Genomic DNA, 22,720 nt, shown 5'->3' on the forward strand with positions numbered 1-22,720 from the left:
GCCGACCATCCCATCAACCGGATCGACGAACGCCTGCCGTGGAACGTCGCCGCTCAACTGGCGTTGCAAGCTTAAAGCAGGACCATTCCTGTCTCGTCGTCAACCACGGTGCTGGCGATGCGCTTACCCATCAGCAGCAGTTGCTGACTGACTATCGGACAAATCTCGGCGTGGCTGTTCCAGCAGCTTGAATGCGTAAGGTTTTGCACAAAAAGAACGGCACTTGCAACATTGACGGATTCTCAATCAATTGATTCAAAAGGAAAATTTTTAGATAACCGTAAGATTTTGCACGAAAAGGACGACTACCCCTCCTTACGCTTCTGTATGGCCAGTCCCGAACGCATATCGCGTCGGGATCATCGTTTCATCGGATACCGGCAATCAGACCGCCACCACCGGGTGGCGCAACGTGCCGATGCCTTCCACCGTGGCCACCACGGTGTCGCCCGGCCACAGCCACTCCTGCGGGGTGCGGCCTGCGCCGACACCGTCCGGCGTCCCCGTGGCGATGATGTCGCCCGGCTCCAAGGCCATGCCCTTGCTGATGTCCGCGATCAGCGCGGGCACCTTGAACAGCATGTGGCGGGTATTGGAACTCTGCTTGGTCACGCCGTTGACGGTCAGCGACAGGTCTAGCGTGTGCGGGTTGGGAATTTCGTCAGCGGTGACGATGACCGGACCGAACGGCGCGTAGGTGTCCTGGCCCTTCGAGTAAATCCATTGGCCATCGCGGCGGCAGTCGCGTGCCGAGATATCGATCATCACGCTGTAGCCAAACACATAGTTCAGCGCATCAGCCTCCTTCACGCCCTTGCCGCGGGTGCCAATGACGACGGCGAGTTCGACTTCCCAGTCCATCTGCTGGGTGATTTCCTTGTTGTGCTCAATGGCATCGCCCGGGCCAATCACGGTGGTCGGCGGCTTGGAGAAAATCACCGGCTCCTTGGGCAGTTCCTTGGAGGTGTCCAGGCTGCGGCTGGATTCGGCCACGTGCTCGACGTAGTTCAGGCCAATGCCCCAGATGTTCTTGCGGGGGCGCGAGATCGGGGCCAACAGCTTGACGTTCGAGGCCGGGAAGGCCACGCCGAAGGGCAGCTTGCCGCGATACTCGTTCAGCAGCGCGCTGGTCGAGCGGACTGACTCGGGTCCCAAGTCGATGAACTCGAGCATGGTGGACGGAATGTCCACGCCGACGGCGGCACCGAAGCGGGCAAGGTCAACGATGCTGCCGTCGACAATGGCGCCCAGGCGGGCGGCGGCGGTGACTTCCGAGCGATATGTAACGAGACGCATGGTATTGCTACTCCAGTGAATGCCGCGTTGTCGGCGGCTGCGCAAATCAACAAAGTTCAGGTTGTGCAAGTCGTGTACATGGGCAACGCACAACGATGGTTCTTATGTCAGGCGGCTAGCACCTGGTGGCCGCCGTTCTCCGACAACGCCTCTTCGCGGTACAGCCCCAACGAATGCATGACGGGCAGGTCGTTGAAGCAGAACAGCACCGCGTCATCACCGAACGACGCGTTGGCGTGCTCATGGAAGGCCCAGGAGGGCACGCAAAAGATGTCGCGCTCGGTCCAGTCAAAGCGCTGGCCATTGATGACTGAATAGCCAGTGCCCTTGGCGACCTGGTAGATGAAGCTGCCGGTGTGGCGATGCGCCTGGGTGGCTTCGCCCGGGCGCAATAGCTGCATGCTGGCGCCGATCGTCGGCATCACCGGTCCCCCGCTGACCGGATTGACGTAGTGCATCAGCACTCCGTCGAACGGGCTTCCGTCCGTCACCTTGCTGTGGCGAACCAGCGCCTCGTAGGTCGGCGCCCATTCATACTTGAACAGCGGTGAATAAGGCTTGGTCCAGTTGCCACCGTGAGGGCGCAGGCCCTTGCCGCCCCAGATGGCCGGCATGTCGTCGACCGGATACGTGGCGGCCTGCCGGAGATCCGGATGGACGGCGTAGAAGCCGGCTTCCATCGCGTTGACCAGGGGAATATCCAGGCCGTCTTGCCAGATGCAGGTCGTGCCGTCGGCAGACACACCGTGCTCGTGCCAGGTGCCGTTAGGCGTCAGCACGAAGTCATTGGCGTTCAGCGTCATCTTGTGGCCATCGACGATCGTGTACGCACCGCTGCCTTCCATGATGAAGCGCAGCGCCGAGGACGAATGCGCGTGCGCCGACGCGGCCTCGCCCGGATGCATCACCTGCAGGCCGGAGTAAAGCCAGCCCACGGCCGCGGACACGTCCTGGCGGCCCGGATTGTTCAGGTAGATCACCCGGCGGCCCGCTTTCTCGGGCGTAACGAGGTCAACCGAACGCAGTACATGGTCACGCAGATCGCGGTAGCGCCACAGCACCGGCAACGATTCCGACTTCGGCTGCCACGGCTCGATCTTGTTGGCAACGGTCCAGAGGGCCCCCGTCTTGAGAGCGGCCAGTTCCTTGTAGTAGGCCAGCAGCTCGGGGGTGTCCGCCACGTCTGCACGACCCGCTACGTTCTCGCGGTAAGTGTCATATGAGGTATTCGACATCGTCTTCCTCTCTTGTGTGTATTCTTCCCCAGAGGGATCGCCTGAGGGGTAGCAACAATCAGGCGCCGGCTGCCGCACGCTTTAGGTTTCGCTCGAGCTGGTCCTTTGCAAGCAGGTATTGTTTTGGCCATTCGACACTGTGGTAGCCGAGCTTGGCCGTCTCGTGCAGTAGCCAGGCAGGGTCGGCCAGGTGCGGGCGCGAGATTGCGCAAAGGTCGGCGCGCCCCGAGGCGATGATGCCGTTGACCTGGTCGACTTCCGTGATGGCGCCCACGGCGATGGTCGGTACGCCAGCCTCGTTGCGGACACGGTCGGAAAACGGGGTCTGGAACATGCGCCCGTATACCGGCTTCTGTTCCGGCGTCACTTCGCCGGACGAGCAGTCAATCACGTCCGCACCGGCTTGCTTGAACAGGCGCGCCATTTCGACCGCGTCATCTGCGCTGATGCCGCCGTTTACCCAATCCGTAGCCGAAATCCGCACAGAAATCGGTTTGTCCTGAGGCCACGCTTCCCGTACCGCCACCAGCACTTCGATCGGGAACGCCATGCGCTGCGCAAGCGTGCCGCCGTATTGGTCGGTACGGTGGTTGGTCACCGGGGAGATGAAGCACGAGAGCAGGTAGCCGTGGCCGGCTTGCAGCTCCAGCCAGTCGAAGCCGGCTGCCGCCGCGCGCCGGGCAGCCGCGACAAAGTCGTCGCGCACGCGGTCCATGTCTTCGCGCGTCATGGCGCGAGGCGTTTGCGAAATGCCCGGCTGGTAAGGCAGGGCGGAAGCCGAAAGCAGGGGCCAGTTGTTCGCGGGCAGCGGGTGGTCAGCCTGTTCCCAGCCGAGTTGGGTGGAGCCGCGCCGGCCGGCATGGCCGATCTGCACGCCGATGCGCGCACTGGTGTGCTCATGGACGAACCCGATAATGCTGGAAAAAGCCGAAACCTGCTCGTCGTTCCAAAGCCCCGGGCAACCCGGCGTGATGCGTCCGTCGGGCGAGACCGCGGTCATTTCCACCATCACGAGTCCGGCACCGCCCAGCGCGCGGCTCCCGAGGTGGACCATGTGGAAGGTGCCCGGCATGCCGTCCTGGCACGAATACATAGCGGTCGGGGAGACCACCACGCGGTTCTTCAGCGCGACCCCGCGTACGGTGTAGGGCGTCAGGAGAGGCGGCACCGCCGTGGCTTCGGTGCCGGCGCGCTTGGCCAGCCAGGATTCATAACCTTCCAGCCAGGCCTTGTCGCGCAGGCGCAGGTTCTCGTGCGAGATGCGTTGTGAGCGGGTCAGCAGCGAGTACGCGAACTGCTCGGGTTCCAGTTCTTCATAGCGCTTGACGTTCTCGAACCATTCGGTGGAGTTGCGCGCCGCATTCTGTATTTTCAGGACTTCGACGGAACGCACCGCTTCGTACTGCGCCAGCGCCGCTTCCAATGAGCCATCGACACGCTTGATGGTACGCGCCAACTCGATGGCATCCTCGAGCGCCAGCTTGGTGCCGGAACCAATCGAGAAGTGTGCGGTGTGCGCAGCATCACCCATCAGCACCACCGGCACTTTCTTATCAGCGCCGTTGTCGGTAGTCAGCGTGTTCCAATGCACCCACTTTTCGCAGATCACGCGCGGGAACTGAATCCATATCGCCGAGCCGCGCAGGTGAGAGGCGTTGCTGATGAGCGGATTCCCATCCAGGTACGGGGCGAAAAGGCGCTCGCAGTAGGCGATACCTTCTTCCTGGCTCATCTGGTCGATGCCCGCCGCCTTCCACGTTTCTTCGGGTGTCTCGACAATGAATGTCGAAGTCCCGTCTTCGAAACGGTAGGCGTGCGCCTGGAACCAGCCATGCTCGGTCGGCACGAAAATGAAGTTGAACGCGTCGAATACCTTTCTCGTGCCCAGCCAGACGAAGCGGCACTTGCGGGTGTCGATATCCGGGCGGAACGTGTCGGCGTAGCGTTTACGCACCACGCTGTTCAGGCCGTCAGAGGCAAGGACCAGGTCGGCGTTGTACTTGCGCGCGATGACCTGGTCGTCGTCGACATTGGTTTCGAAAACCAGTTCGACGCCGACTTCCTCGCAACGCGCCTGCAGGATGTTCAACAGGCGCTTACGGCCGATGCCGATGAAACCGTGACCGCCGCTGCGCACCGCCCGGCCCTTGAAGTGAACTTCAACGTCGTCCCAGCGATTGAACGCGTCGCCGATCGTGTCGGCCGAAACAGGATCGGCTTCCCGCAGGTTGCCTAGGGTTGCGTCGGAGAACACAACTCCCCATCCGAAAGTGTCATAGGGGCGATTGCGCTCCACCACGACGACTTCATTGGCGAGATCCTGCAGTTTCATCAACAGGCCGAAATAGAGGCCGGCGGGACCACCGCCGATACATACGATCTTCATGGCTGTTTCCAAATCAAGTTATCACCGGAGCCTTCGGCGCCCCCGCGCGGGTCGCGTTGGCATTTGCCCAAGGTCTGAACGTGCTGGATTTAGACCGTTTCGCGAAAAGGCCAACCGCCCGAAGCAGAATGCGTCCCGATACGGTGAGCCAACTCAGTCAACGCCCCATGTTCTGTGCGGGCCGGGGCCGTCCCATGCTCGATGGCAGCTCACAGGTTATCCGGGACCGGGATCGCCAAGTGCGTGTCGAGAGAGGTCATCACGATGGTCTGTGTGGCCGCCAGTCGCACGTCGCCGTCTGCCCGCGAGCATCGCCAGGCCAGGGTGATCGACTTTCCGCCAACACGCAGCACTTCAAGCTCCAGCCAGACCTTCTCGCCAAAGCGGCTGACCGCTTTGAAGTCCACCTCGAGGTGGACCGTTGGCATCCCGAGCCGGCGCGCGCCAATCACACCGTGGTACCCATCCGGCAACAGGGTGTCGATCCAGCCTTCGATCAGGTCGTTAAACATCACGAAGTACTAGGGGGGAACACAATCCCAGCGGGATCGCATTCGGAGAAATGGATCTTGTGCTGGCGCCTGAAGGTGTGCGGAGCGGTCATGATCTTCAATTCCTGCAAGGGGTTCGGAGTTAGGTCACGCCAGCGCGTGGCGCACCAGGGCTTCCTTCAGCTTCTTGCTAGACCTGCTTCACCAGATCAAGAACTGGTTGCCACGTACGTCTCTGCACATCCTCTCCAACGGCCGCAAATTTTCTGACGCAGCGTTCGCCGAGGAATATGCGGCAGTCCAGCACCCGGATGTCACGATAGGCATTCCGGTGTACTCGGCGGACCCGGCACGACACGACTATGTCGTCCAAGCCGACGGCGCCTTTGACGAGACAATTCGGGCATTCTAAACCTGAAGCGCCTGAATCAGAAGGTCGAGATTCGTGTTGTCGTACACAAGCAAACCTACGTAGGACTGTCAGCACTCGCCGAGTTCATTGCACGGAACCTCTTGTTTGTAGACCACATCGCGCCTAATGGCGCTGGAGATGACCGGTTTCACCCGCGCGAACCTGGACGCGCTATGGATTGACCCTGCCGACTACAAAGCCGAGCTCAGCACAGCTGTTCGGATTCCGAGGAGCTATGGGCTTCGGACATCGGTTTACAACCATCAACTGTGCTTGGTGAATTCCGACGTCGAGCCCGCTTATGTCAAGTTCAATCTCGGATTGGAAGAACGAATACGCACCCGAATGCGAGCGCTGTACGCGATGGCGCGAGTGTGGTGGATTTTTCTCTTCTGGCATTCAGCATGGCTACAGCAAGTCGATTCGCGCATTCACGTAAGCTGCCGGCGAACAATGTCGATGGCCACTTGCTTCAAAGTGGCTTCAAACCACCATTCAACTAGGTCAAAACAGCTACCTTGTTCGAGTAAATGGCGCGCTGGAGTTGGTGCACCGACTCCCCTCGGTTGAGTAGCGTGCGCAGCTCCCGTCGAAACTCGGTATTGCTGAAAAAATCGCACAAGAAGAGCGTGCGCAGCATCTTGCCCTGATGATGTGCTGCCCGATGGATAGGGTCGCCTTGGGCGGCGCTGCCGAACCGCCGCAGCACGACGGAGGTGCCTGGCATCGGTCCGGTCACCGCCACGGCCATGGTTGCCGCAGTCGGGGATGCCAAGCAATTCAGGAACGGCCGGCATCTGGCGGCCTGGCTCGGCCTGGTACCACATCAGTACTCCTCGGGAGGCAAACCTCGGCTTCACGGCATCAGCCGGCGCGGCGACACCTACCTGCGGACCCTGCTCATCCACGGCGCCCGGGTCGTGCTGCGTTACTCAACGACAAAGTCCGATCCACAGAGCGTCTGACTGCAGCAGTTGATTGCACGACGGGGACACAACTGCGCGGCGGTCGCGCTGGCCAACAAGAGCGCTCGCGTCATCCAGGCGCTGCTCAGCAGCGACTCGACCTACATAACGCGAAGCGCGGCAGCATAACCCAACAACCGCTTGCAAGGAGGAGGGATACCCACGCAGGTTTGCGAAGCTTCTCAAAGCGATGGCGAAATTGGTTGAACCAGCATCCTGAAGCCTGATTTTGGTGCCGGCGGCCTCTGAGGCACGCCGCGATTTTGCTAAGGACGGGATGCGCGGATCTCATCGAGGCTGCGGGCATGCTTCGGCAAGGGCCCACTAGGCAAGCCGGATACATGCATGCAGGCCGTTCGACATCACCAACAAGAAGCTTGCAAAAGGCGTCGGGTCCATACATGCACAAAAAGAAGGACTACCCCGCTAGGCTATCCGGCCTTGGTGCAGCGTTGAGAAGGGCTACGCCGCGACCCTGCCGAAGACGTTGCGCAAAGGTACAAGGTTGGCCAGCTGCCGGCGCGCTTCGTTGGCACGGAACAGGTCGCTGCTGCCGACGTAGGCTTGTGCGAAATCCGCCTTGAACTGGTCGAGCGCACCATACAGGTCGAGGATGGTAGCGAGGACGTTCAGGTGGTCGATCCGATCGCGGTAGATGCCTCGCGCCACCTTGTTTTCCGGCCCGTAGAACAGCGTGGTGATGCGGTCGATGCCGTATTGATAGCTGCCCGCGATCTTGGCAATTTGCCCGATGTAGGCGTCATAGGGCCCGGTGCCGTTGGTGTTGTCGGTAAAGCCATCTTCATCGGTGGTGACAATCAGCAGGCTGTCGTTGGCACGCGCCCAATCCGCATAAGACTTGATGTTGGCCTGCAGCCACTGGTCGCACGCTGCCTTGGAGCCCGTGTGGATGTTATTGGCATTGGTTGGTACTACGATCGACACGGTGGGCAACTGGTCGTAGCCCGCCGGCTTGCCGTCCTTGTCGATGCCGAAGCCCGGGTATTTCTGGCCGTCGGTAGGATCAGTGGTTGCGGTCATGGACAGGTTGGCGGACAGCGGCAGCACAAAGCGGGATTTGCTGGCCGGCACATCGGTCTTGGGCAGGTTGATCCAGTTGATGACCGGGTTATGCCGGCGCGCGTAGCCATCGATGACGGGGTCCTTGGTGTAGCCTTTTTTATCGAAGCTAGGGTACGGCAGCCACTCGGAGAACGAGGCAAACGTATGCCCCGCCTGGATGATGGCGGCGCCCAGGTTCGGAGTGGTGAACGGCCGCATGTTCGCAGGTATCAGGTTGTTGCTGATGCCAACGGGGGTATTCTTGATCGGCTCGGCCAGCTTGTTGCCATAAGGGTCTTGGTAGGCCGTGCCCAGAAACGGCGAACCGGGTGACTGGAACCAGTCGGGCAGAGCGCCCTGGTTGTTGCCCGCATAGAGATAAAAGTAGTTGGTCTGGCTGCCGCGTGACGGGACCGAATGCCGGAACCCGGTTGGCGCGATGCCATAGGGGGTTTCGGCGAAATAGGCGTTAGCCATCAATGCGCTGTTGTCGGCCAGTGAGTTCAGATAGGGCATGGCTGGGTCACCCACCAGTTCCTGCAGCGACTTGTTTTCCAGGATCACCATGACCGTGCGCTTCGGCACCCAAACACCATCATCGTCGCCTCCATAGCCGGCAAGCAAGGAGCTACCAAACATCGAGACCAGCGATGCAGCCAGTCCGCCCTTGATAAGGTCTCGCCGCCGCGAGTTGGCAATCAGCAGGGCCTGCGCGTCTTCGGCCACAGCTGCGGCGAGCGAAGGTTGTGGATCGTAGGGGGTGTTGTTGCTCATATCGTTTTGGTTGGCTCGCGAAAAGGGAGTTTTCCTGACCACTGTGACATGGCAATTACGAAGGACGTTTGGGTTATTGCGTTACGCCTACAACGGTACGCGCGCGCGTCAGTCACCGTCTGAGAAACGGTCGCCCCTTTCAGCTATCTGGCATCGCGCCGCCCAGCGCCGGCACGTCTCTTGCCCCGCCTCTTAGACACTGGCAATTCACGCTTTCTCCGCAGCCTCGGCACGGCAAACTCCTTCCAATCGGTTACCTATGTCCGTTGCGCGGTGTCTCGTTCGGTGTCAAAAAAGAAGCCCACCTGGGGCGGGCTCACACGGGGATATTGAAGTTGGGATGGGGTCAATCCCTAAAACCAGCTTACGTTACCTTTGCGGAAATTACATGTAGGTGTTTGTCTGATTTTTATATCTATAACCATTTTAATACATATGAGAACCGCGACAAATTTAGTTATTAATTATGCAGGACGCTGCCGAATAGGGTAATCTATATGAACGCGTCCCGTTTGCGCTAGGTTTTCGCTTGTTCAGAGACTGACAGGATGGGCTGCAGCTCTATATTCGGCCCTCTTGCAGCCGGTATCGCCGCTGCTGGCCCCTATTAAATACACTGACCCGCGCCTCATTCGTACTGCGAGTTCAAGGCTCGTATTACCCCACAGGCTTAGCAGGTCCCGGTCCTACCCGACTGGTCATCACACTCGATTACCAACGCAACCTTCGACGTTTCACCCCGCAAAAACGCTCATCTCAACGTGGTGCTTACCGCTCAAGCCGGCTTCAACGCTGATGTAATCCTTCTGATACGGCCGGTCATGGGCCAGAACCGCCCATATCATGCGCGCCATCTTGTTGGCCAGCGCAACGACTATGACATTCAGAGGTCGCCGCTTTGTCATTTGCTCAAGCCAGGGACCGGAATCCTTAGCACGCGTCACGACGCTGCGCGCACCGTTGGATCAAGAGGGTACGCAGACTACATATCACCTCTTTTGCTGATTCCGTGCAGATTCACCTTTCCGCCCAATCCGGTTTGCTTTGGCACAAGGCCTGCCCACGCGGCAACTCCCGCCCTGACCGGAATGTCTTCGCATCGCCCATCATCGCGACCGTTGAACTCTGCTGGCATCAGCCTCAGCTGGTGCCCTCATCTTCGTCAACTGCCTCGCCCAACGGTGTGCACGGCCGCACGCCTCCATTCCGATCAGGCAGGGAGCACGGTTTGCAAAGTGCTCGAGGAACTTGGCTCGCTTGATCTGCTTGTTCACGATCTCGCCCGTTGCCTGGTCGATGTAGTGCACCTGAAACGCCGACTTCGCGATATCCACACCCACGGCCATAGAATTCATTTCAGGATCCTCCGATTGCCGGGAAATGTGCACATCATCCCACTTGGACACTTCGATGTCTTGGCCACTTCCCGCGCACCTGCGCCAAGTCGAGCATCACCACGAGCCCGAGGATACCCACTGCCCAACACCGGGAGGTGGACGGACCATAGTACGCGTGGGTGAGGACGTCAGCGAGAAGTTGGATACCGTGCCGGCGGAGTCATTCTGCACCGCCACATCTATGGCAAGTGGGCCTGCCGATGCTGCCAACGCCTGGTATAAAAGCCAGTTGAACCACAAGTCATCGACGGCGGCCTACCAGCAGCTGGCCTGGTCGCGCACACGCTGATCAGCCGCTTCGTGGATCACCTCCCATACTACCGGCAGGAGACGATCAACGCCCGCTCGGGCGTACACACGCCGCGCTCCACACTGGCTGCCTGGGCCGGGCGTGTTGGCGCGGCGTTGGAACCGCTCTATGAAGCGCACAAGCGCTTCGTACTTCCAGCAAGGGCTCTGCATGCTGACGAGACGCCGGTGGTAATGCTCGACCCGGGAGCCGGCAAGACCAAGCGCGTGTACGTCTGAGCCTATTCGCGAGGCACCTTCGATCCACAGCCTGGCGTGATCTACGACTTCCGTATTGGTCGAGGTGCGCAGTACCCGATTGCCTTCCTGGGAGGTACCAGCGAAGACGGCAAAGAGCGATGTTGGCAAGGGATGTTGGTAAAGATTGCCAGCAAGGACTCCGAGGCTGTAGTCAACGCCCTGATCAAGCACGCTGGCAAGCTGCCGCAGGAACAGTACAAATCGCTGACTTGGGATCGTGGCACGGAGATGGCTGGTTACAAGCGCTTCACTGTCGCGACCGACATCTAGGTCTACTTCTGCGATCCTCAGAATCCCTGGCAACGTGGCACGAACGAAAAGACGAACGGGCTCTTGAGGCAGAACTTCCCGAAAGGCACCGATCTCTCTGTCTATTCGCAGGCCAAGCTCAACGCCATCGCCAGGCGGCTCAATGAACGTCCGCGCAAAACACTAAACTTCGATACACCGGCTGAACGATTCCATAAGCTGTTGCGTTGACCGGTTGAATCTGCAGTCGCGAAGAGACGACTAGTTAGGCACCGGCGAGATCTTGCGTTCATTGACCGTTCGCTAGCATCGCCATTTCATTGTTTCACCATCGTGAAAGTAATGGTTGGCACCACCCGACGGCCCGTGCCATGCTCTGCAAGATTTCTTGTTGGGGTTTATACTCACCTTGTCTCCTCTCTTTCACCGAAGGGATTCCAGCCCGCCCTTGCAGCAGGCTATTCTTTTTTCGCTTGGTTTAGGTCTTCGCCCTAACGCGGGCAAGGGGTGGCGTCTGAACCGCCGCAGGGGATCTGCTGGCATTGACCTGTAGCGAGGCTACGCGAAAAGAAGCCACGGGGACGAAGCAAGCGGAAAGTCCTGCGCCCCTTCCGGAAGCGGACAGCCGCTAGCGCTACACCGGCACAGAGTGCATCGAGATTTGCCGAACTTCGGATTCCCGACAATGAGCACGCGGCCGCGCATCGGCAGCCTCTACAGCCAAACTGCGCTTCATTCTGCAGACGATCGTGCATCGTCTAGCAGCGAATCAACATCATGGTCGCGAGTTCCGCATCCGCATCGGCTACGTCCGCCTCTGCGGCGCTGCGCAGATAGACTTGCCTGGAGACAATGGCGACGATCACAATGATGGCGCCGACGCAGAAGGCCCGGGCCATAAATTGAAGGTATCATGCCATGGAAATCGCACCGGATTGCAGGAGGTAATTTGGTGGCGAGACTACACGAAGATGCTACGCGACTGTGCTACGCCTGTTGCAGGATTGACAGCGCCTCCATTCGCCATATGGAAGCGGGACCGCGCCGCCTGCGACAAGCAGGGGTATGAGGTCTGGGCGTGCAATGCGTTGTATGCCGCGGCCCATTTCGACTTCGCACCCGTTGCCGGTGCGTGCGGGTCAGAAGCCGATTGAGGTGTGGTGACCACGGCAAAGCTCTGCCCCGCCATCAAACCTAGCACCCCTGGCGCCCGGGCAAAAATTTCGGTGTACGGGCGTTATGTCAAATTCCTGCGGCTCGACCAGCAAACCAACGCCTGCGCTATGCGTTACACCCGATCCGAGACCAGCGCCTCGCCACCCGAGCCCTTAACCACCATGCCCGGCGCAGGAAATGGGAATTCGTGAGACTACGAGTTTTTTGTGAGACTGGGAGTCAGTACGCGACAAAGCCGCTGACACTTTCGTTCGGCGCCGGAATAGGTCCGAACAGAACGACTTGCTTTGCACTGAGATCGACGCAGGTACTGTTGGAGAAGGCGAAGCCCCGCGACGCGTTACCCTTGGCGAGCACATAGCCCTTGTCGGTGTAGATATGGCGGCGGCCTTCCCCGAGTGAGTCGGGTGGCGCCAAGGGGCCAATGCACACGCGATGCAATCTGGTTTCCTGCGTGGAAGTAAGCAGAGCCGAATTGTCCTTATCTGCGCCGGCAACCATCTGCAGATGGAATGGATGCAGGTTATTCAGCGGATTCACGCCGTCCATTCGTTGGTACTCGCCGAACGCGGGCTGCGGATTGCTGAGGGTGTCGACAGCTTGGACATGGATCGTCTTGCCAGTGACGAGCGAGCAGGCTGAGTTGAAGGCTTGTTCAGCGGTCGGAGGCGGGTAGATTGCCGGAAGGTTCCCCTGCGGGTTGATCACCGCCTGGTCGACCGCCACGAGCACAGGGCCTTTCGATCCGCGGTTTACGCAGATCCGATAGGTGGCGTTCTGGTCCAGGACAGCGATCACAGCAAAACCGGAGCGGTTGAGCGCCCACATCCCTTTCTCACACCCGACCATATTAGGCTTCGATGGGCAAACGGCCGCGGCGGCTTCGCTTGACGCTCCCACGGCAGACGCCCGCGACTTCGCCGTGATTGGCGTGCATGCCGGCAAGGCCAGCGAAAGCGCGGCAATCCATAGAATCTGTTTCATTCGCTCATAGGATGAAAGTTGTTACAGAATTGTAACTCGGGACCCAGGCGGTCTCCAATCAGAGGCCTACACGCTGCCTGAAGCGCCCGCGTCCTTCGGAAGGCCTATCGCGTCGCGAATGAACCGAAAAGCCTTCTGGGCAGCTTCGACATACTCCTTTCTTCTACGCTCCGCTTTGTTAGTCCGCCGAGCAGAATCCGCGAAAAAATAGCTGATGCGACTTGCACCCTCTCTGGCATTATCCACACCTCCTCGCACCGATACTTGCGATCGGACGGTCGCACGCCGTTGCAACGCTTTACGAAGCCCGTCGTCAAACGTTAGCCCAAACGTTATGTGCGGTGCGCGTCCCAAGGTTTGTGACCCGAGATCGCAATATGTCATTAGCTCGATGTCACCGAGGCCTTCCACACCGTCATCCTTCGTCTTGAGGACTGAGAAAGCTTTCTCCTGTGGATTGGTCATGAATCTTCGAGCCTTTTTCTGGTTCGAGTTCTCAGCAAACATTCGCTTTTCAATGTCATGCATCAGAAGGAATTTGACGTACCAAGGATCGAAGTAGCTCAGCGATACCTGAGGACATTCACGCTCGGCAACGCCCAATGGGATCAGCGTTCCCCCTGGCAAAGTGCCAGCGAAGTTCCTGGCCCAGGATTGACTCTTGATTTTGTCCAATGCCGCCCTGATTGCCAGTTCATCACAACGGATAGCTTTAAACAGTCCCCCTAGTTCTTCTGTGCTGTTAACGCCAACAAAATGTGTCATCAGACCAAGCTGTGCGATGGCGTCGACGACTTCGGCTTGCAACTCAGGAATCCGGCGGCTACCACGATATGCCGCCTCGTACAGCACTGCGGGGGTCACGCAAGCGAAGATATCCAGTATAAAGTGATCCTCGGCCACGGCAAGAACAGCCAACAACGCGTGATATCGGGTCCGCCGGCGAGCTTCTCGTTCTCCGTCGCGCTTCAGTATGTCCTGCAGGACATTGTTGTCGATGAAAATAAAGAGCCGCTCCGACACGGTCGCGTAATACGTGAGCAGTTCCACCAAGTCGAAGAAGGCGGTGATGAAGTTCCTCTTTTCCTCATCACTTGCCGCCTTGAGGAAGGCTTCCACGCACTGATCTCTGCCAGCCCGTGCCGCCATGACCTTCTTCTCAAATGTGGACTCCGTGCCTGAGGCAAAAACGACTGCATCGTTCGTGGAGTAACGCTTCTGATGACCGAAAAATTTCATCTGTTTTGTTTGTTGGATGCGGCCCAGTCCCATATATCGGCAGCGACCACGCAATCTTGATGTAGTCATGCATGCACGGCCGAGATCGTTACTCCGCCCTCGCCGTGAGTTTCAAGCAACTAGGAGAGCAACCCAGACCGGAGCGGTGGCTGTGGCGGCCTTGGCGGCATTGAGGGAGGAAACACCGCCTGCTTCGGGGGTTCATGGACGGCGTGCGTCGGTTGCTGTCATTGACCTCTGCTGCCATCCTCTCCGGCGGGGCGCGGTTGCTTTTCTTGAGGCCGGCTTGGCCTAGTCGGTCTGGCGGACACCGGCGAACCGTCGATGTCCAACGGTTGCCCGATTGTTTGGTGGTTCTCCGCCGTCAGGCCGAGAGCCTATATTTTTCCGGCGCGGGTAACGCACCGACGCCGCAGTCCGCGTCGAGACGGCTCTTAGCAAGTTGGGGGGGCGCTAGACCCGCCCGGGCTTGCGGCGGTTCTGGGAACAAGATGCCGCAGTCCGGCAAAACACGGCGCGGGAATTGCGACGGCTTGCGAAATGCCTGCGCGCCGGTCATTCCTGCGGAATCAGAACCGCTCTGGGCGCTTGTCCCGCTACGCCGGCGCGCGGCCACTCGACCGGATCAGGTGTCGCCGGTTTTTGGGACGGGAGATGTCGACCTCCCAAAAAATTGCGGAAGTTGCGGATGTAGAGCCGGAATCTCTGCTGAGGCAGGACGTGTTGCGGATTTTTCCGAGGACGCTAGGAAGCTAGCGGGTTTATCATGGAAAGGAGCGCCGGCCGTTTCTCTCTCGTAACGCCGCTCGAAATCGAGCGTATTCCGAGATTGGAGAAGCCATGTCTATCAAGCGCGCCAAGACCCTCAAACCTTCCCAGATCCGTCACTTGCTCCGCGTGACCGCTGCCACCAGCCGGCACCCCGAGCGTGACGAGCTCATTCTGTTGTTGGGGTTTACCTGCGGCATGCGGGTGTCAGAGATCGCACGGATCGAGGTTGCTGACGTGCTTATGCCTGCCGGCAAAATTCGCGAAGAGGTTAGCCTGCGGCCAGCGATCACGAAGGGATGCCGGCAGCGCTGCATCTATTTGAGCCATCCGAAGACAGTTACGGCCCTGCAGCAATACATCGAACGACGGTGGGCGCACTACAAGGGCACGGCGATGGAGCGCCGCATGTATCGTGGGCTGATGCCCCAGACGTGCCTCACCCTGACGCATAAGGGTGGCCCGTACGAGCTGAGCATCAAACGCCGGACTAACGAAGCCGGCGAGAAGGTCGATTACCTGGCGGCCGACAGCTTGCAAAGCTATGTGACGGGCCTCTACCGAAGGGCTGGACTTGGGAAGGGATATAGCAGCCACTCCGGTCGACGGACGTTCGCCAGCCGGCTTCTCGCGCAGGGGCACTCGATAGACACCGTCCAATTGCTACTCGGCCACTCCCACATTGATCATGTTGCTCCCTACCTAGAAGTCACCGAACGCGACCTTCTGGAGGCAGCCGCCGCTTTCGATACCCTCCTTTAGGGTAATTGAAGGCACTCCCCGTTGGGGATATACAGAGTCAGCTAAACGAGACCGATATCCATTAGGTCAAATGGCATCAAACATGAAGCTCTTCCGGGCCACCCAGCAGACTCTACTGCGTGAGGCAATGAGCCAGCTTGAAATGACGCGCGAGGAGTTCGCGGCGCGCCTAAGTGTGTCCAGACGAACTCTTGACAAGTGGCTCTTGCCGAGCGAGTCCTCTGACTTCCGGGCCTTACCAGAGATGGGCCGCGCATACATTCAGGAAATTCTGACGTGGCACTCCGTGGATTCTTCTGCGAGCAACCGATGACAGCTATGTTAATCCGGGAGTTCTGGTTTCTCCATTGATAGCTTTCCTGAACATGTTGGAACTTGAGAATCTGCTGGACACTTCATTTTGACCCCGCATTTGCCGGCCGCCCCGGCTTGCCCTGGTGGCCGTGGGTTGGGAAGAGTTTTTCAACCTCGGCGTTACGGACCATGGTGGTCGGCGAGAGCGTCTACGATTGGGGGAATGGGTTCGATACGCGGTATAAGGAAACCAATGGCCTGCGGGAGACGCACCGCCGCCACGCTCTGGACTATCGTCGCGACTCCCCCTACGTACGCAACATCGAGCGGGCCGTCTACCGCAAACGCGAGCCAAGCGCTGAACAAAAGCGCGAACTGTGGTCAACGGTGGCTTACCACAATCTGGTACTGGAGCCGCTCAAGGACATCAAGGCTCGGCCGACTTACCCCCAATATCTGAAAGGCTGGCAGGAATTCTTCGAGCTGTCCCACATGATGGCGGTCGACCAGGCCATTATCTATGGGCTAGAAGCCAGGAAGGTCGACGCGCTGGTGGAAGCCATTAGGCTCCGAGGGGTATCCTTCGAGCAGAGCTGCTTGCCGGCAAAGATCGGGCGGACTCGTCCGCGCATGGTTACCATTGCTAATGATGGCCGCACGCTAAAGCTACTCCTCATCCGTCATCCGAGCGCTTTCTTCAGTTGGCGACAGTGGGCCCCGGTCATTCGCGAACATTTGCCCTTGCAGTTACCGAAAGACGTAGCACGTATCAACGCGGTGCAGTAACCACGGAAAAGCCCGGCAGTGCGGGCACAGGGAAAAGCTAAACGTTTTAATGGGGATATTTTATGGCGACAACCATGTACTTTGAAGAAACGATATGCGACCAGGGTGGCAAACAGTCGCTGGAAGTCGAACTGGGTCGCTCCTCGTATTACCCAGAGGACAGTATTTATCTTACCGTGGATGGCAAAGTCGTCATAATGGATCGCGCCACTGCCAAACGCTTTGTGGACGCTGTCGTCGCAGTCGGTCATTAGCACGGCTTGATTGATTAACGTTGCGCCACGCGCGCGGTGCTCCCAAAGAAGCAGCCAAGCTTCAGGCGACGCGTCGCCGCGCTGTGCCCAAAGCAGGCGAAGATAGGAAAAGCGCCGGCCGTGCCGGCACAAGGAAACAACATGACAATCGACCCTCAAGAAATTGAGCGCCTTTGGTCCCTCCAAAGAGCTGCTGCTGCTGCTGCTGCTGCTGCGCTGCAAGCGCTCGCCGATCACATGGCGAATCTTCCTACGTCTGGAGTCATCGTGTCTCAAGAGAGGTGGGATCAATTGTTCGGCAGTTGGAACTGCGCGAATGAGAGGATGCAAGACATAGGTCGGGCCTTGATGGCAGCTCACGGACTGCAAGACTAGTGCTCTCTGAAAAGCAAGGAAGAAGCTCGAATGACATCCGATTATGTAAAGCATCGATTGCAGCAGAAGGCCGCGTTAGCCCCGCGCGGAGATTCGAACTGGCAAGTACTGGAACTTTGCCGTGAGTTTGCACAAGAGGCCTTCGTTGCCGGGATCTCTATGGCATTTCAGGACTGGGTGAGCAACTACGTATCGCCGACGCAACGATCCGCTGTTCGTCGGTATCTGATTGCAAGGCTGCCAGGGATCATCCTGAATCAGTATCTTCCGGCGCAGAAAATCCTTGATCCCGTGGACTTGGCTGAGCAACTAAGTCTCTGGTCCACCAAAAACCCAACATGGAAGGCAGATGTAGAAGAAGCCGCTTTCGATCCATCACAGCTTTGCGAGGTCGTAAATCGCTTGTACTACTCGCTTCTCGAATTTGCGCAGCGCACGCGCAACTGATCGGAAAAGAAATGAGTGATGACGCGAACGAGGAATTCGTTGTAGACAACGGCAAATATGTCGACGTTTGTGTTGGCGCGGCGACATGGAAGACGCGCGATGGCCGGTACATCCTTGAGGAAGACTTTAAGGTGTCTGGCGAGGTTTGGCGCGTCCACAAAAGCGACGCCGATCCGTATCCCTCAAATCCACATGCCCACTGCGTCGGCGGCGCAAAACGGTGCACCCTGCACTTGGGGACCGCCCAGCTGTACCGCAAGCGCGACGCACTCGGCCGGTTCTTGGAGCCGTCACAGTTCGAGCGGCTTCTGGAACTCATTCGACCCAAGTTTCCGGGAATCATTTTCCCGTTGGCGATGTAGGAAAAGAAATCATGCGAGGAGCGTTCCAATGCGCAGTAGGTAATGGTGAGTGGGTCGCCCTGAAGTGCATTGATGGCGAATGCCCTGTGTCGAGGATGGCTAGTGACGGCCAGCGCCTACGATTGCTCCAAAGGGCTTTTCCTCCGCTGGCCGACGCAGAACAGGTCGATCATGCATTTGCCGCCACATGCCAGAATTGCAAGCCAGTAGATTGATCCGCAAAGGAAAAAACTGAATGACCGTTATCGATCACGACTGTCGAATGGAGACATACCATAGTGGCGCATATGAGGTGGATGAACTCCTATGCACTGTGAAGCGTGATGACAAGAATATTCGTGTCGAATATTTCTATGATGGTGAAGTCGTGGCATACCGTGGAATTGCGGAACACCAAGGCCACTACGTCTTGGAATGCCCCGAGAAAAGCGACATTGCATATCGCTCCGAACAGCCCGATCCTAGAAGGTTTTTGGCGGGAGGGCGAATATCGTGGCATGTGGCGTATCCATACGTCTGAATGACCAAGGAAAAGAACGAAGGAAATCGCACTTCACGGTGGCGGCAAAGTTCTGACGGTGGCACCGCAACAACGGTGGCATGGTGGTAGCCCTGTCGCACATTACGCACGTTTTGCTGGTCAGGACATGACCGCTATAACCGACGACGCCGGCGCATTCGATCTGCTGTACCTCGGCTTGGGACGGGCGGCTTTCCGACCATTGATGCGCCGCAAGCAGCTGCGCCACAGTTTTCGCGCCGTGTCTTGGCCCACATGTCGGACCTGGTGGACGACTAACCGCGGGAAAATCGGCGAGCGATCAACCCGATTCCGCCCTTCTCCGAATCAACAATGAGGTAAAAGATGACTACTCAAAAATTTCGCGATGCAGTTGCTAACGCAAGGAAGCGACCACAAGGCGTGAAGGTTTCTTACGACCTTTTCCGCAAACTTCAGAGTGAAGGGGGCATCTCCACTAAGCCTTTTACTTTGTGGGGGCTACCGACGGAGACGTTTAGATTCAATCTTCCGGCCTTCGACGAAGACATTTATGTGCATGAAGACCCGAGTCTTAACGCGGACGAGTTCCTTCTTCCGCCATCGAGTCTTTAAGCTTGGAAAAGCGATGACATCGAATAGCACCCACCGTGGTTGGATCGTCCGCACCGGTGACGACTATGCGCATCCCGCTGGACGTTGACCGCCGCACTCTGGAGCGTCAGATCGACCGCTTGTATCGTGATCCGCTGAACGCGTTTCTCCCGCTCGACCACGTCGCATTCATTGCCGGAGAGCAGATCAAGGGCAAGTCCATGGACGCGGAACTCAAGCGCCTCCGGCCGCTGGCCTATGAGCGCTATCAGACGGCCAAGCGACTGCTGGAAAAGCGATGAAGGCAGAAAGCACACCTGCGTCATGGAAAAGGAAGCAAGCGTGAGCGAGGCTATACAGTTTGCCATGAGACTGTTCACAGCCCTTGCCGGCGGTGATCTGAACGTCACTGGACTAATCTTGGGATTCATCGGAGGCTTGATGGTTACCTTCTTCGGCTTGCCTTCAATCGGCCTGCTAAATGAAGGCATGTATGTCGAGATCGAGGTGACCCGGCGAATGCGCGTCTATAACGGTCTGGCTAGGCTCGGCTTGGTGATGATCATGACCGGCTTTCTTTTTCAGCTTATCCCGGCGGTTAAAGCCGTGGCAGGCCCCTAACCGATGGATCGAACAAGAAGATGAAGTCGGATAGTGTGCGGAAAGGAGGCATTGTCCGCATCTGAGATGACTAAGGCCACTATGAAACCCTTCCGGCGTCCCGCAAGGATTCCTCCCGTTGTGCTGTCGCCACGGCACGGCCGCGGCACGCCCCGTTCCGAGCCGGCGCCGTTGACCCGCCCGATAGGGCCACTCGCCGAGGAGCGCGTCAAGTCTCTGGTGACGTGGACCTCTATCTCCTACGCCTGCGGCTTCTTCATCGTTCTGCTGCATACGTGGCGGCTGGGCCTGCCGGTCATCGAGCTGATTCACCCAATCTATGTTTGGATCGGGGTGCCGCTGGCAATGTTCGGCTACTTTCTCGACCACATCTTCGGATACTTCCAGCGCGGCGCGTCGGAGGCGATGGAGGACGTTCGCACAGGGTGGTCACGTGCCACCGGGCTGGACGCGAGCGGCGATCTCTCGGACGATCTTCTAAAGGCGCTGAGACCGGCGCTGTTTCTGGGCCCCCTCTCGTACCCGGTCGCCCGGCTTATGAATCGCTGGCTGTGCTCCGTTGCGACCAAGGAGGATCAGCGTGCCAAGCAGCTCAAGACGCCCGCGGATTATGCGGCGTGGTCCACGCATCTGCGCAGGCTGCTTGGCTGGGTGCACATGGTCCTGGCTGTGGCGCGAAGCTTTACGCTGCTCGTGTACGCCCTGTATCTCGGGCTGTTGGTGATGCTCTACGTGTGGACCCTTTACCCGCAAATTCCGCAGTCACTGGGCGGTGGCAAGCCATCGTCGGCCACCTTGGTGGTCGAGGCGAGCGCGCTGCCGACAAGTCTGCTGGCGCGGACCGGCGGGCTCGCTATGGAGGCCACGGAGAAGGCGACTGTCAGTCTTCCCGTCTGGATGCTCTATGGCACCAAGGAGGCCTACTTCGTGCGAGTCCGGACCCCGAGCAACGAAGATGCCAAGACTGCCTTCCGGTGGCATGTGACCGGCGAAACTCTTTCGATCAAGGCAGAAACCGTCAAGTCGATCAGCTGGGGCGGCTCCTAAACAGGGGAACAACCAACCAAGGCACGCCTCAGTAACGAGATGGCGAAGCCTTTTCATTTGGCGCGATCGGCGCCCCGCACCGGCCGGCAGCCGGATGGAAAAGAAGAGATGAGTGAAGAAGTCAAAGATCAGAGTAACGCCGCGCAAAAAAAAGTGAATGTCCGGGACTTTGGACCGATGGTGATTCCAATCGACGGCCCTCTGAGCATCACATTCGACGCGAATCGGATAGATATCAACATCGTCATGGCAATTGCCAGCCAAGTGGACGGCATTCCAACGGCGCTGCGACTTACTCCTGAGGCGACAGGTCAGTTGGTCGGCGCGATAAAGAAAGCCATCGATGAGCAGATCATCACCGTCACCGTTGGCAGTCCGAAAGCACTTAACTGACTCGGCGGAAAGGATCGTGACGGACGCAGAGAAGCTTCGTGCGGTAGCCGCCTTGATCGGGGGAAATGCCACCATCGATCCGCTAGTATCGGATGAGGATATGCTGCAGCTGAGTTTGATCCTCTCTATCGGCATTAAGGCGGAGCATAGGGGCAGCAGGCCATGCGTGAAAGCCTACATCCAAGGAGGCAAGCCACCAGAGCGCGGGCCGGTCACCTTCATTGACGAGTGTGGAAGTCTCGACGCCGCTAAACGTAGCGGCCGTATTTGAGGCTGCGGTTCTGAAATGGCAAAGAAAAATCTAGGAAAAGCCAGATGGAGATGTTCAAGGGCCATTGTCCTCGATGTGATGGCGAACGGAACTGCAGTGTTCACGGCGCGCTTGATGAACCGTGGGAGTGGACTGACGGCCACCACACAGCCAACGGGCAAGTCGACCATCGCCTGCTGAAATGCTTAGGTAAGCGAGTAGCCAGTACCGTCTTGACGGCCGCAGCAGTTACGCTGGCATAACCAGTTGCTCAGTGACGACCCACGGCATGAGTTCGTCGACGCGGTTGATCGGGTGATCCGGGGTGATCGTCCTTTTGCTGCAGAATGATACGGTGACCGTCCGGAAAGCCGCTCGCAGCAAGGCTTTCCGATCTCGCTGTTATCGAAAACCTCGCCTCTTCCGCAACTCGTTGATTCACAAAGGATTTGGGAGCGCGACCGTATCAATTTGCAGCAAAAGGACGATCACCCCTGGCCGCCGTAAATCGCAGTCGGCCGGTCACAAACCATGGTGCGCACCGTCTCTCGGACTTTCAAACGACGGTCCCACTCCGAAGCCTGCCGTTCAAACGCCAACCATGTGGGGACAGCAACGGGTCGGCTGGCGCCAACCGGCGCCCTGCCCTCGGCCGCGCTTCGCCTGTTCAATGAACGCACTGGCTACAACCTCCAGATTCGAATTGGCCTCAATAGTGGTTCGGTAGTGGCCGGCGTGATCGGCAAGCGCAAGTTCATTTACGATCGTAAGCGCATCGCCAGCACCGTGGTTGACGACGAGACAGGAATGGTCCTGCTTTAAGCTTGCAACGCCAGTTGAGCGGCGACGTTCCACGGCAGGAGTTCGTCGATCCGGTTGACGGGATGGTCGGCGATGTTGGCCAAGACGTGACGCAGATAGGCCTACGGATCGATGCCGTTGAGTTTGCAGGACCCAATGAGCGAGTACATGGCGGCCGCACGCTCGCCGCCACTGTCGGCGCCGGCGAATAAAAAATTCTTTCGACCCAACGCGACACCGCGCAGCGCATTC

General features: G+C 58.6%; 22 protein-coding genes and 6 pseudogenes. 18 read left to right on the forward strand and 10 right to left on the reverse strand.

Annotated features, from left to right (window positions below; translation table 11 throughout):
- Positions 1-191: hypothetical protein (locus VSR71_RS34175; RefSeq protein ID WP_342917831.1), on the forward strand; the 191-nt coding region annotated here is incomplete at its 5' end.
- A gap of 193 nt (positions 192-384) precedes the next feature.
- Here VSR71_RS34175 and VSR71_RS34180 read toward each other — a convergent pair.
- From VSR71_RS34180 to VSR71_RS34200, 5 genes and pseudogenes are all read right to left on the reverse strand, one after another.
- Positions 385-1,296 carry a fumarylacetoacetate hydrolase family protein gene (locus VSR71_RS34180; protein ID WP_115684069.1) on the reverse strand — a complete coding sequence of 304 codons (912 nt, stop codon included), beginning with the start codon at positions 1,294-1,296 and terminating at the stop codon, positions 385-387.
- Positions 1,297-1,403: 107 nt separating this feature from the next.
- Entirely contained in the window at positions 1,404-2,531 is a 1,128-nt protein-coding gene (locus VSR71_RS34185) for a cupin domain-containing protein (protein WP_115684070.1), read from the reverse strand.
- A 58-nt stretch (positions 2,532-2,589) separates the two neighbouring features.
- The gene (locus tag VSR71_RS34190; RefSeq protein WP_115684071.1) at positions 2,590-4,917 is read right to left on the reverse strand and encodes a bifunctional salicylyl-CoA 5-hydroxylase/oxidoreductase; all 2,328 of its coding nucleotides are present in this window, start codon (positions 4,915-4,917) and stop codon (positions 2,590-2,592) included.
- Between the two features lie 209 nt (positions 4,918-5,126).
- On the reverse strand, positions 5,127-5,429 hold the full coding sequence (locus tag VSR71_RS34195; protein ID WP_373424431.1) for an acyl-CoA thioesterase: 303 nt from the start codon (positions 5,427-5,429) through the stop codon (positions 5,127-5,129).
- Positions 5,430-6,334: 905 nt separating this feature from the next.
- A pseudogene (locus tag VSR71_RS34200) lies at positions 6,335-6,532 on the reverse strand (Tn3 family transposase); the annotation flags it as partial.
- Positions 6,533-6,536: 4 nt separating this feature from the next.
- Between VSR71_RS34200 and VSR71_RS34205 the strand changes: the two are divergent.
- Positions 6,537-6,914 (forward strand): annotated as a pseudogene (locus VSR71_RS34205) (transposase); the annotation flags it as partial.
- Between the two features lie 333 nt (positions 6,915-7,247).
- Here the strand turns inward: VSR71_RS34205 and VSR71_RS34210 are convergent.
- The gene (locus tag VSR71_RS34210) at positions 7,248-8,621 is read right to left on the reverse strand and encodes an alkaline phosphatase family protein (protein WP_115684072.1); all 1,374 of its coding nucleotides are present in this window, start codon (positions 8,619-8,621) and stop codon (positions 7,248-7,250) included.
- A 734-nt stretch (positions 8,622-9,355) separates the two neighbouring features.
- Positions 9,356-9,976: pseudogene (locus tag VSR71_RS34215) on the reverse strand (transposase).
- A gap of 342 nt (positions 9,977-10,318) precedes the next feature.
- On the opposite strand from VSR71_RS34215, the gene VSR71_RS34220 reads away from it, so the two are divergent.
- From VSR71_RS34220 to VSR71_RS34230, 3 genes and pseudogenes are all read left to right on the forward strand, one after another.
- The gene (locus VSR71_RS34220) at positions 10,319-10,546 is read left to right on the forward strand and encodes an IS66 family transposase (protein WP_231942376.1); all 228 of its coding nucleotides are present in this window, start codon (positions 10,319-10,321) and stop codon (positions 10,544-10,546) included.
- A 132-nt stretch (positions 10,547-10,678) separates the two neighbouring features.
- Positions 10,679-11,047 (forward strand): annotated as a pseudogene (locus VSR71_RS34225) (IS30 family transposase); the annotation flags it as partial.
- Between the two features lie 518 nt (positions 11,048-11,565).
- Complete coding sequence (locus VSR71_RS34230) at positions 11,566-11,970, forward strand: hypothetical protein (protein ID WP_172583733.1); 405 nt, start codon at positions 11,566-11,568, stop codon at positions 11,968-11,970.
- 241 nt (positions 11,971-12,211) lie between these two features.
- Here the strand turns inward: VSR71_RS34230 and VSR71_RS34235 are convergent, their stop codons facing one another.
- Both VSR71_RS34235 and VSR71_RS34240 read right to left on the reverse strand, forming a co-directional pair.
- Complete coding sequence (locus tag VSR71_RS34235; RefSeq protein ID WP_147298478.1) at positions 12,212-12,976, reverse strand: hypothetical protein; 765 nt, start codon at positions 12,974-12,976, stop codon at positions 12,212-12,214.
- Between the two features lie 66 nt (positions 12,977-13,042).
- Positions 13,043-14,248, reverse strand: coding sequence for a hypothetical protein (locus VSR71_RS34240; protein WP_115684075.1), 1,206 nt, complete (start codon positions 14,246-14,248; stop codon positions 13,043-13,045).
- 807 nt (positions 14,249-15,055) lie between these two features.
- Between VSR71_RS34240 and VSR71_RS34245 the strand changes: the two genes are divergently transcribed.
- The 13 genes and pseudogenes from VSR71_RS34245 to VSR71_RS34305 form a co-directional block, all read left to right on the forward strand.
- Complete coding sequence (locus tag VSR71_RS34245; RefSeq protein ID WP_115684076.1) at positions 15,056-15,745, forward strand: tyrosine-type recombinase/integrase; 690 nt, start codon at positions 15,056-15,058, stop codon at positions 15,743-15,745.
- Between the two features lie 483 nt (positions 15,746-16,228).
- On the forward strand, positions 16,229-16,825 hold the full coding sequence (locus VSR71_RS34250; RefSeq protein WP_231942377.1) for a hypothetical protein: 597 nt from the start codon (positions 16,229-16,231) through the stop codon (positions 16,823-16,825).
- Positions 16,826-16,899: 74 nt separating this feature from the next.
- A complete protein-coding gene (locus VSR71_RS34255) occupies positions 16,900-17,079 on the forward strand; it encodes a hypothetical protein (protein WP_232344713.1) in 180 nt (59 codons plus the stop codon).
- A 141-nt stretch (positions 17,080-17,220) separates the two neighbouring features.
- Entirely contained in the window at positions 17,221-17,454 is a 234-nt protein-coding gene (locus VSR71_RS34260) for a hypothetical protein (RefSeq protein ID WP_147298479.1), read from the forward strand.
- A gap of 30 nt (positions 17,455-17,484) precedes the next feature.
- A complete protein-coding gene (locus VSR71_RS34265) occupies positions 17,485-17,901 on the forward strand; it encodes a hypothetical protein (RefSeq protein WP_147298480.1) in 417 nt (138 codons plus the stop codon).
- Between the two features lie 11 nt (positions 17,902-17,912).
- Positions 17,913-18,263 carry a hypothetical protein gene (locus VSR71_RS34270; protein ID WP_197717982.1) on the forward strand — a complete coding sequence of 117 codons (351 nt, stop codon included), beginning with the start codon at positions 17,913-17,915 and terminating at the stop codon, positions 18,261-18,263.
- A 235-nt stretch (positions 18,264-18,498) separates the two neighbouring features.
- On the forward strand, positions 18,499-18,783 hold the full coding sequence (locus VSR71_RS34275; protein ID WP_342917832.1) for a hypothetical protein: 285 nt from the start codon (positions 18,499-18,501) through the stop codon (positions 18,781-18,783).
- Positions 18,784-19,442: 659 nt separating this feature from the next.
- Positions 19,443-19,658, forward strand: coding sequence for a hypothetical protein (locus tag VSR71_RS34280; protein WP_115684079.1), 216 nt, complete (start codon positions 19,443-19,445; stop codon positions 19,656-19,658).
- A 22-nt stretch (positions 19,659-19,680) separates the two neighbouring features.
- The gene (locus tag VSR71_RS34285) at positions 19,681-19,977 is read left to right on the forward strand and encodes a hypothetical protein (RefSeq protein WP_115684080.1); all 297 of its coding nucleotides are present in this window, start codon (positions 19,681-19,683) and stop codon (positions 19,975-19,977) included.
- Positions 19,978-20,148: 171 nt separating this feature from the next.
- Positions 20,149-21,024, forward strand: a complete 876-nt coding sequence (locus VSR71_RS34290) for a hypothetical protein (RefSeq protein WP_116335520.1) — start codon at positions 20,149-20,151, stop codon at positions 21,022-21,024.
- A gap of 108 nt (positions 21,025-21,132) precedes the next feature.
- Positions 21,133-21,417 (forward strand): hypothetical protein, encoded by a 285-nt coding sequence (locus VSR71_RS34295; protein ID WP_115684082.1) that lies wholly within the window; start codon positions 21,133-21,135, stop codon positions 21,415-21,417.
- Positions 21,418-21,433: 16 nt separating this feature from the next.
- Positions 21,434-21,688 (forward strand): hypothetical protein, encoded by a 255-nt coding sequence (locus VSR71_RS34300; RefSeq protein WP_115684083.1) that lies wholly within the window; start codon positions 21,434-21,436, stop codon positions 21,686-21,688.
- Between the two features lie 633 nt (positions 21,689-22,321).
- A pseudogene (locus tag VSR71_RS34305) lies at positions 22,322-22,432 on the forward strand (adenylate/guanylate cyclase domain-containing protein); the annotation flags it as partial.
- A gap of 53 nt (positions 22,433-22,485) precedes the next feature.
- On the opposite strand, the pseudogene VSR71_RS34310 reads toward VSR71_RS34305, so the two are convergent.
- Positions 22,486-22,720, reverse strand: a pseudogene (locus VSR71_RS34310) (transposase domain-containing protein); the annotation flags it as partial.

Source organism: Cupriavidus oxalaticus (assembly GCF_038900635.1).
Taxonomy (GTDB): domain Bacteria; phylum Pseudomonadota; class Gammaproteobacteria; order Burkholderiales; family Burkholderiaceae; genus Cupriavidus; species Cupriavidus oxalaticus_B.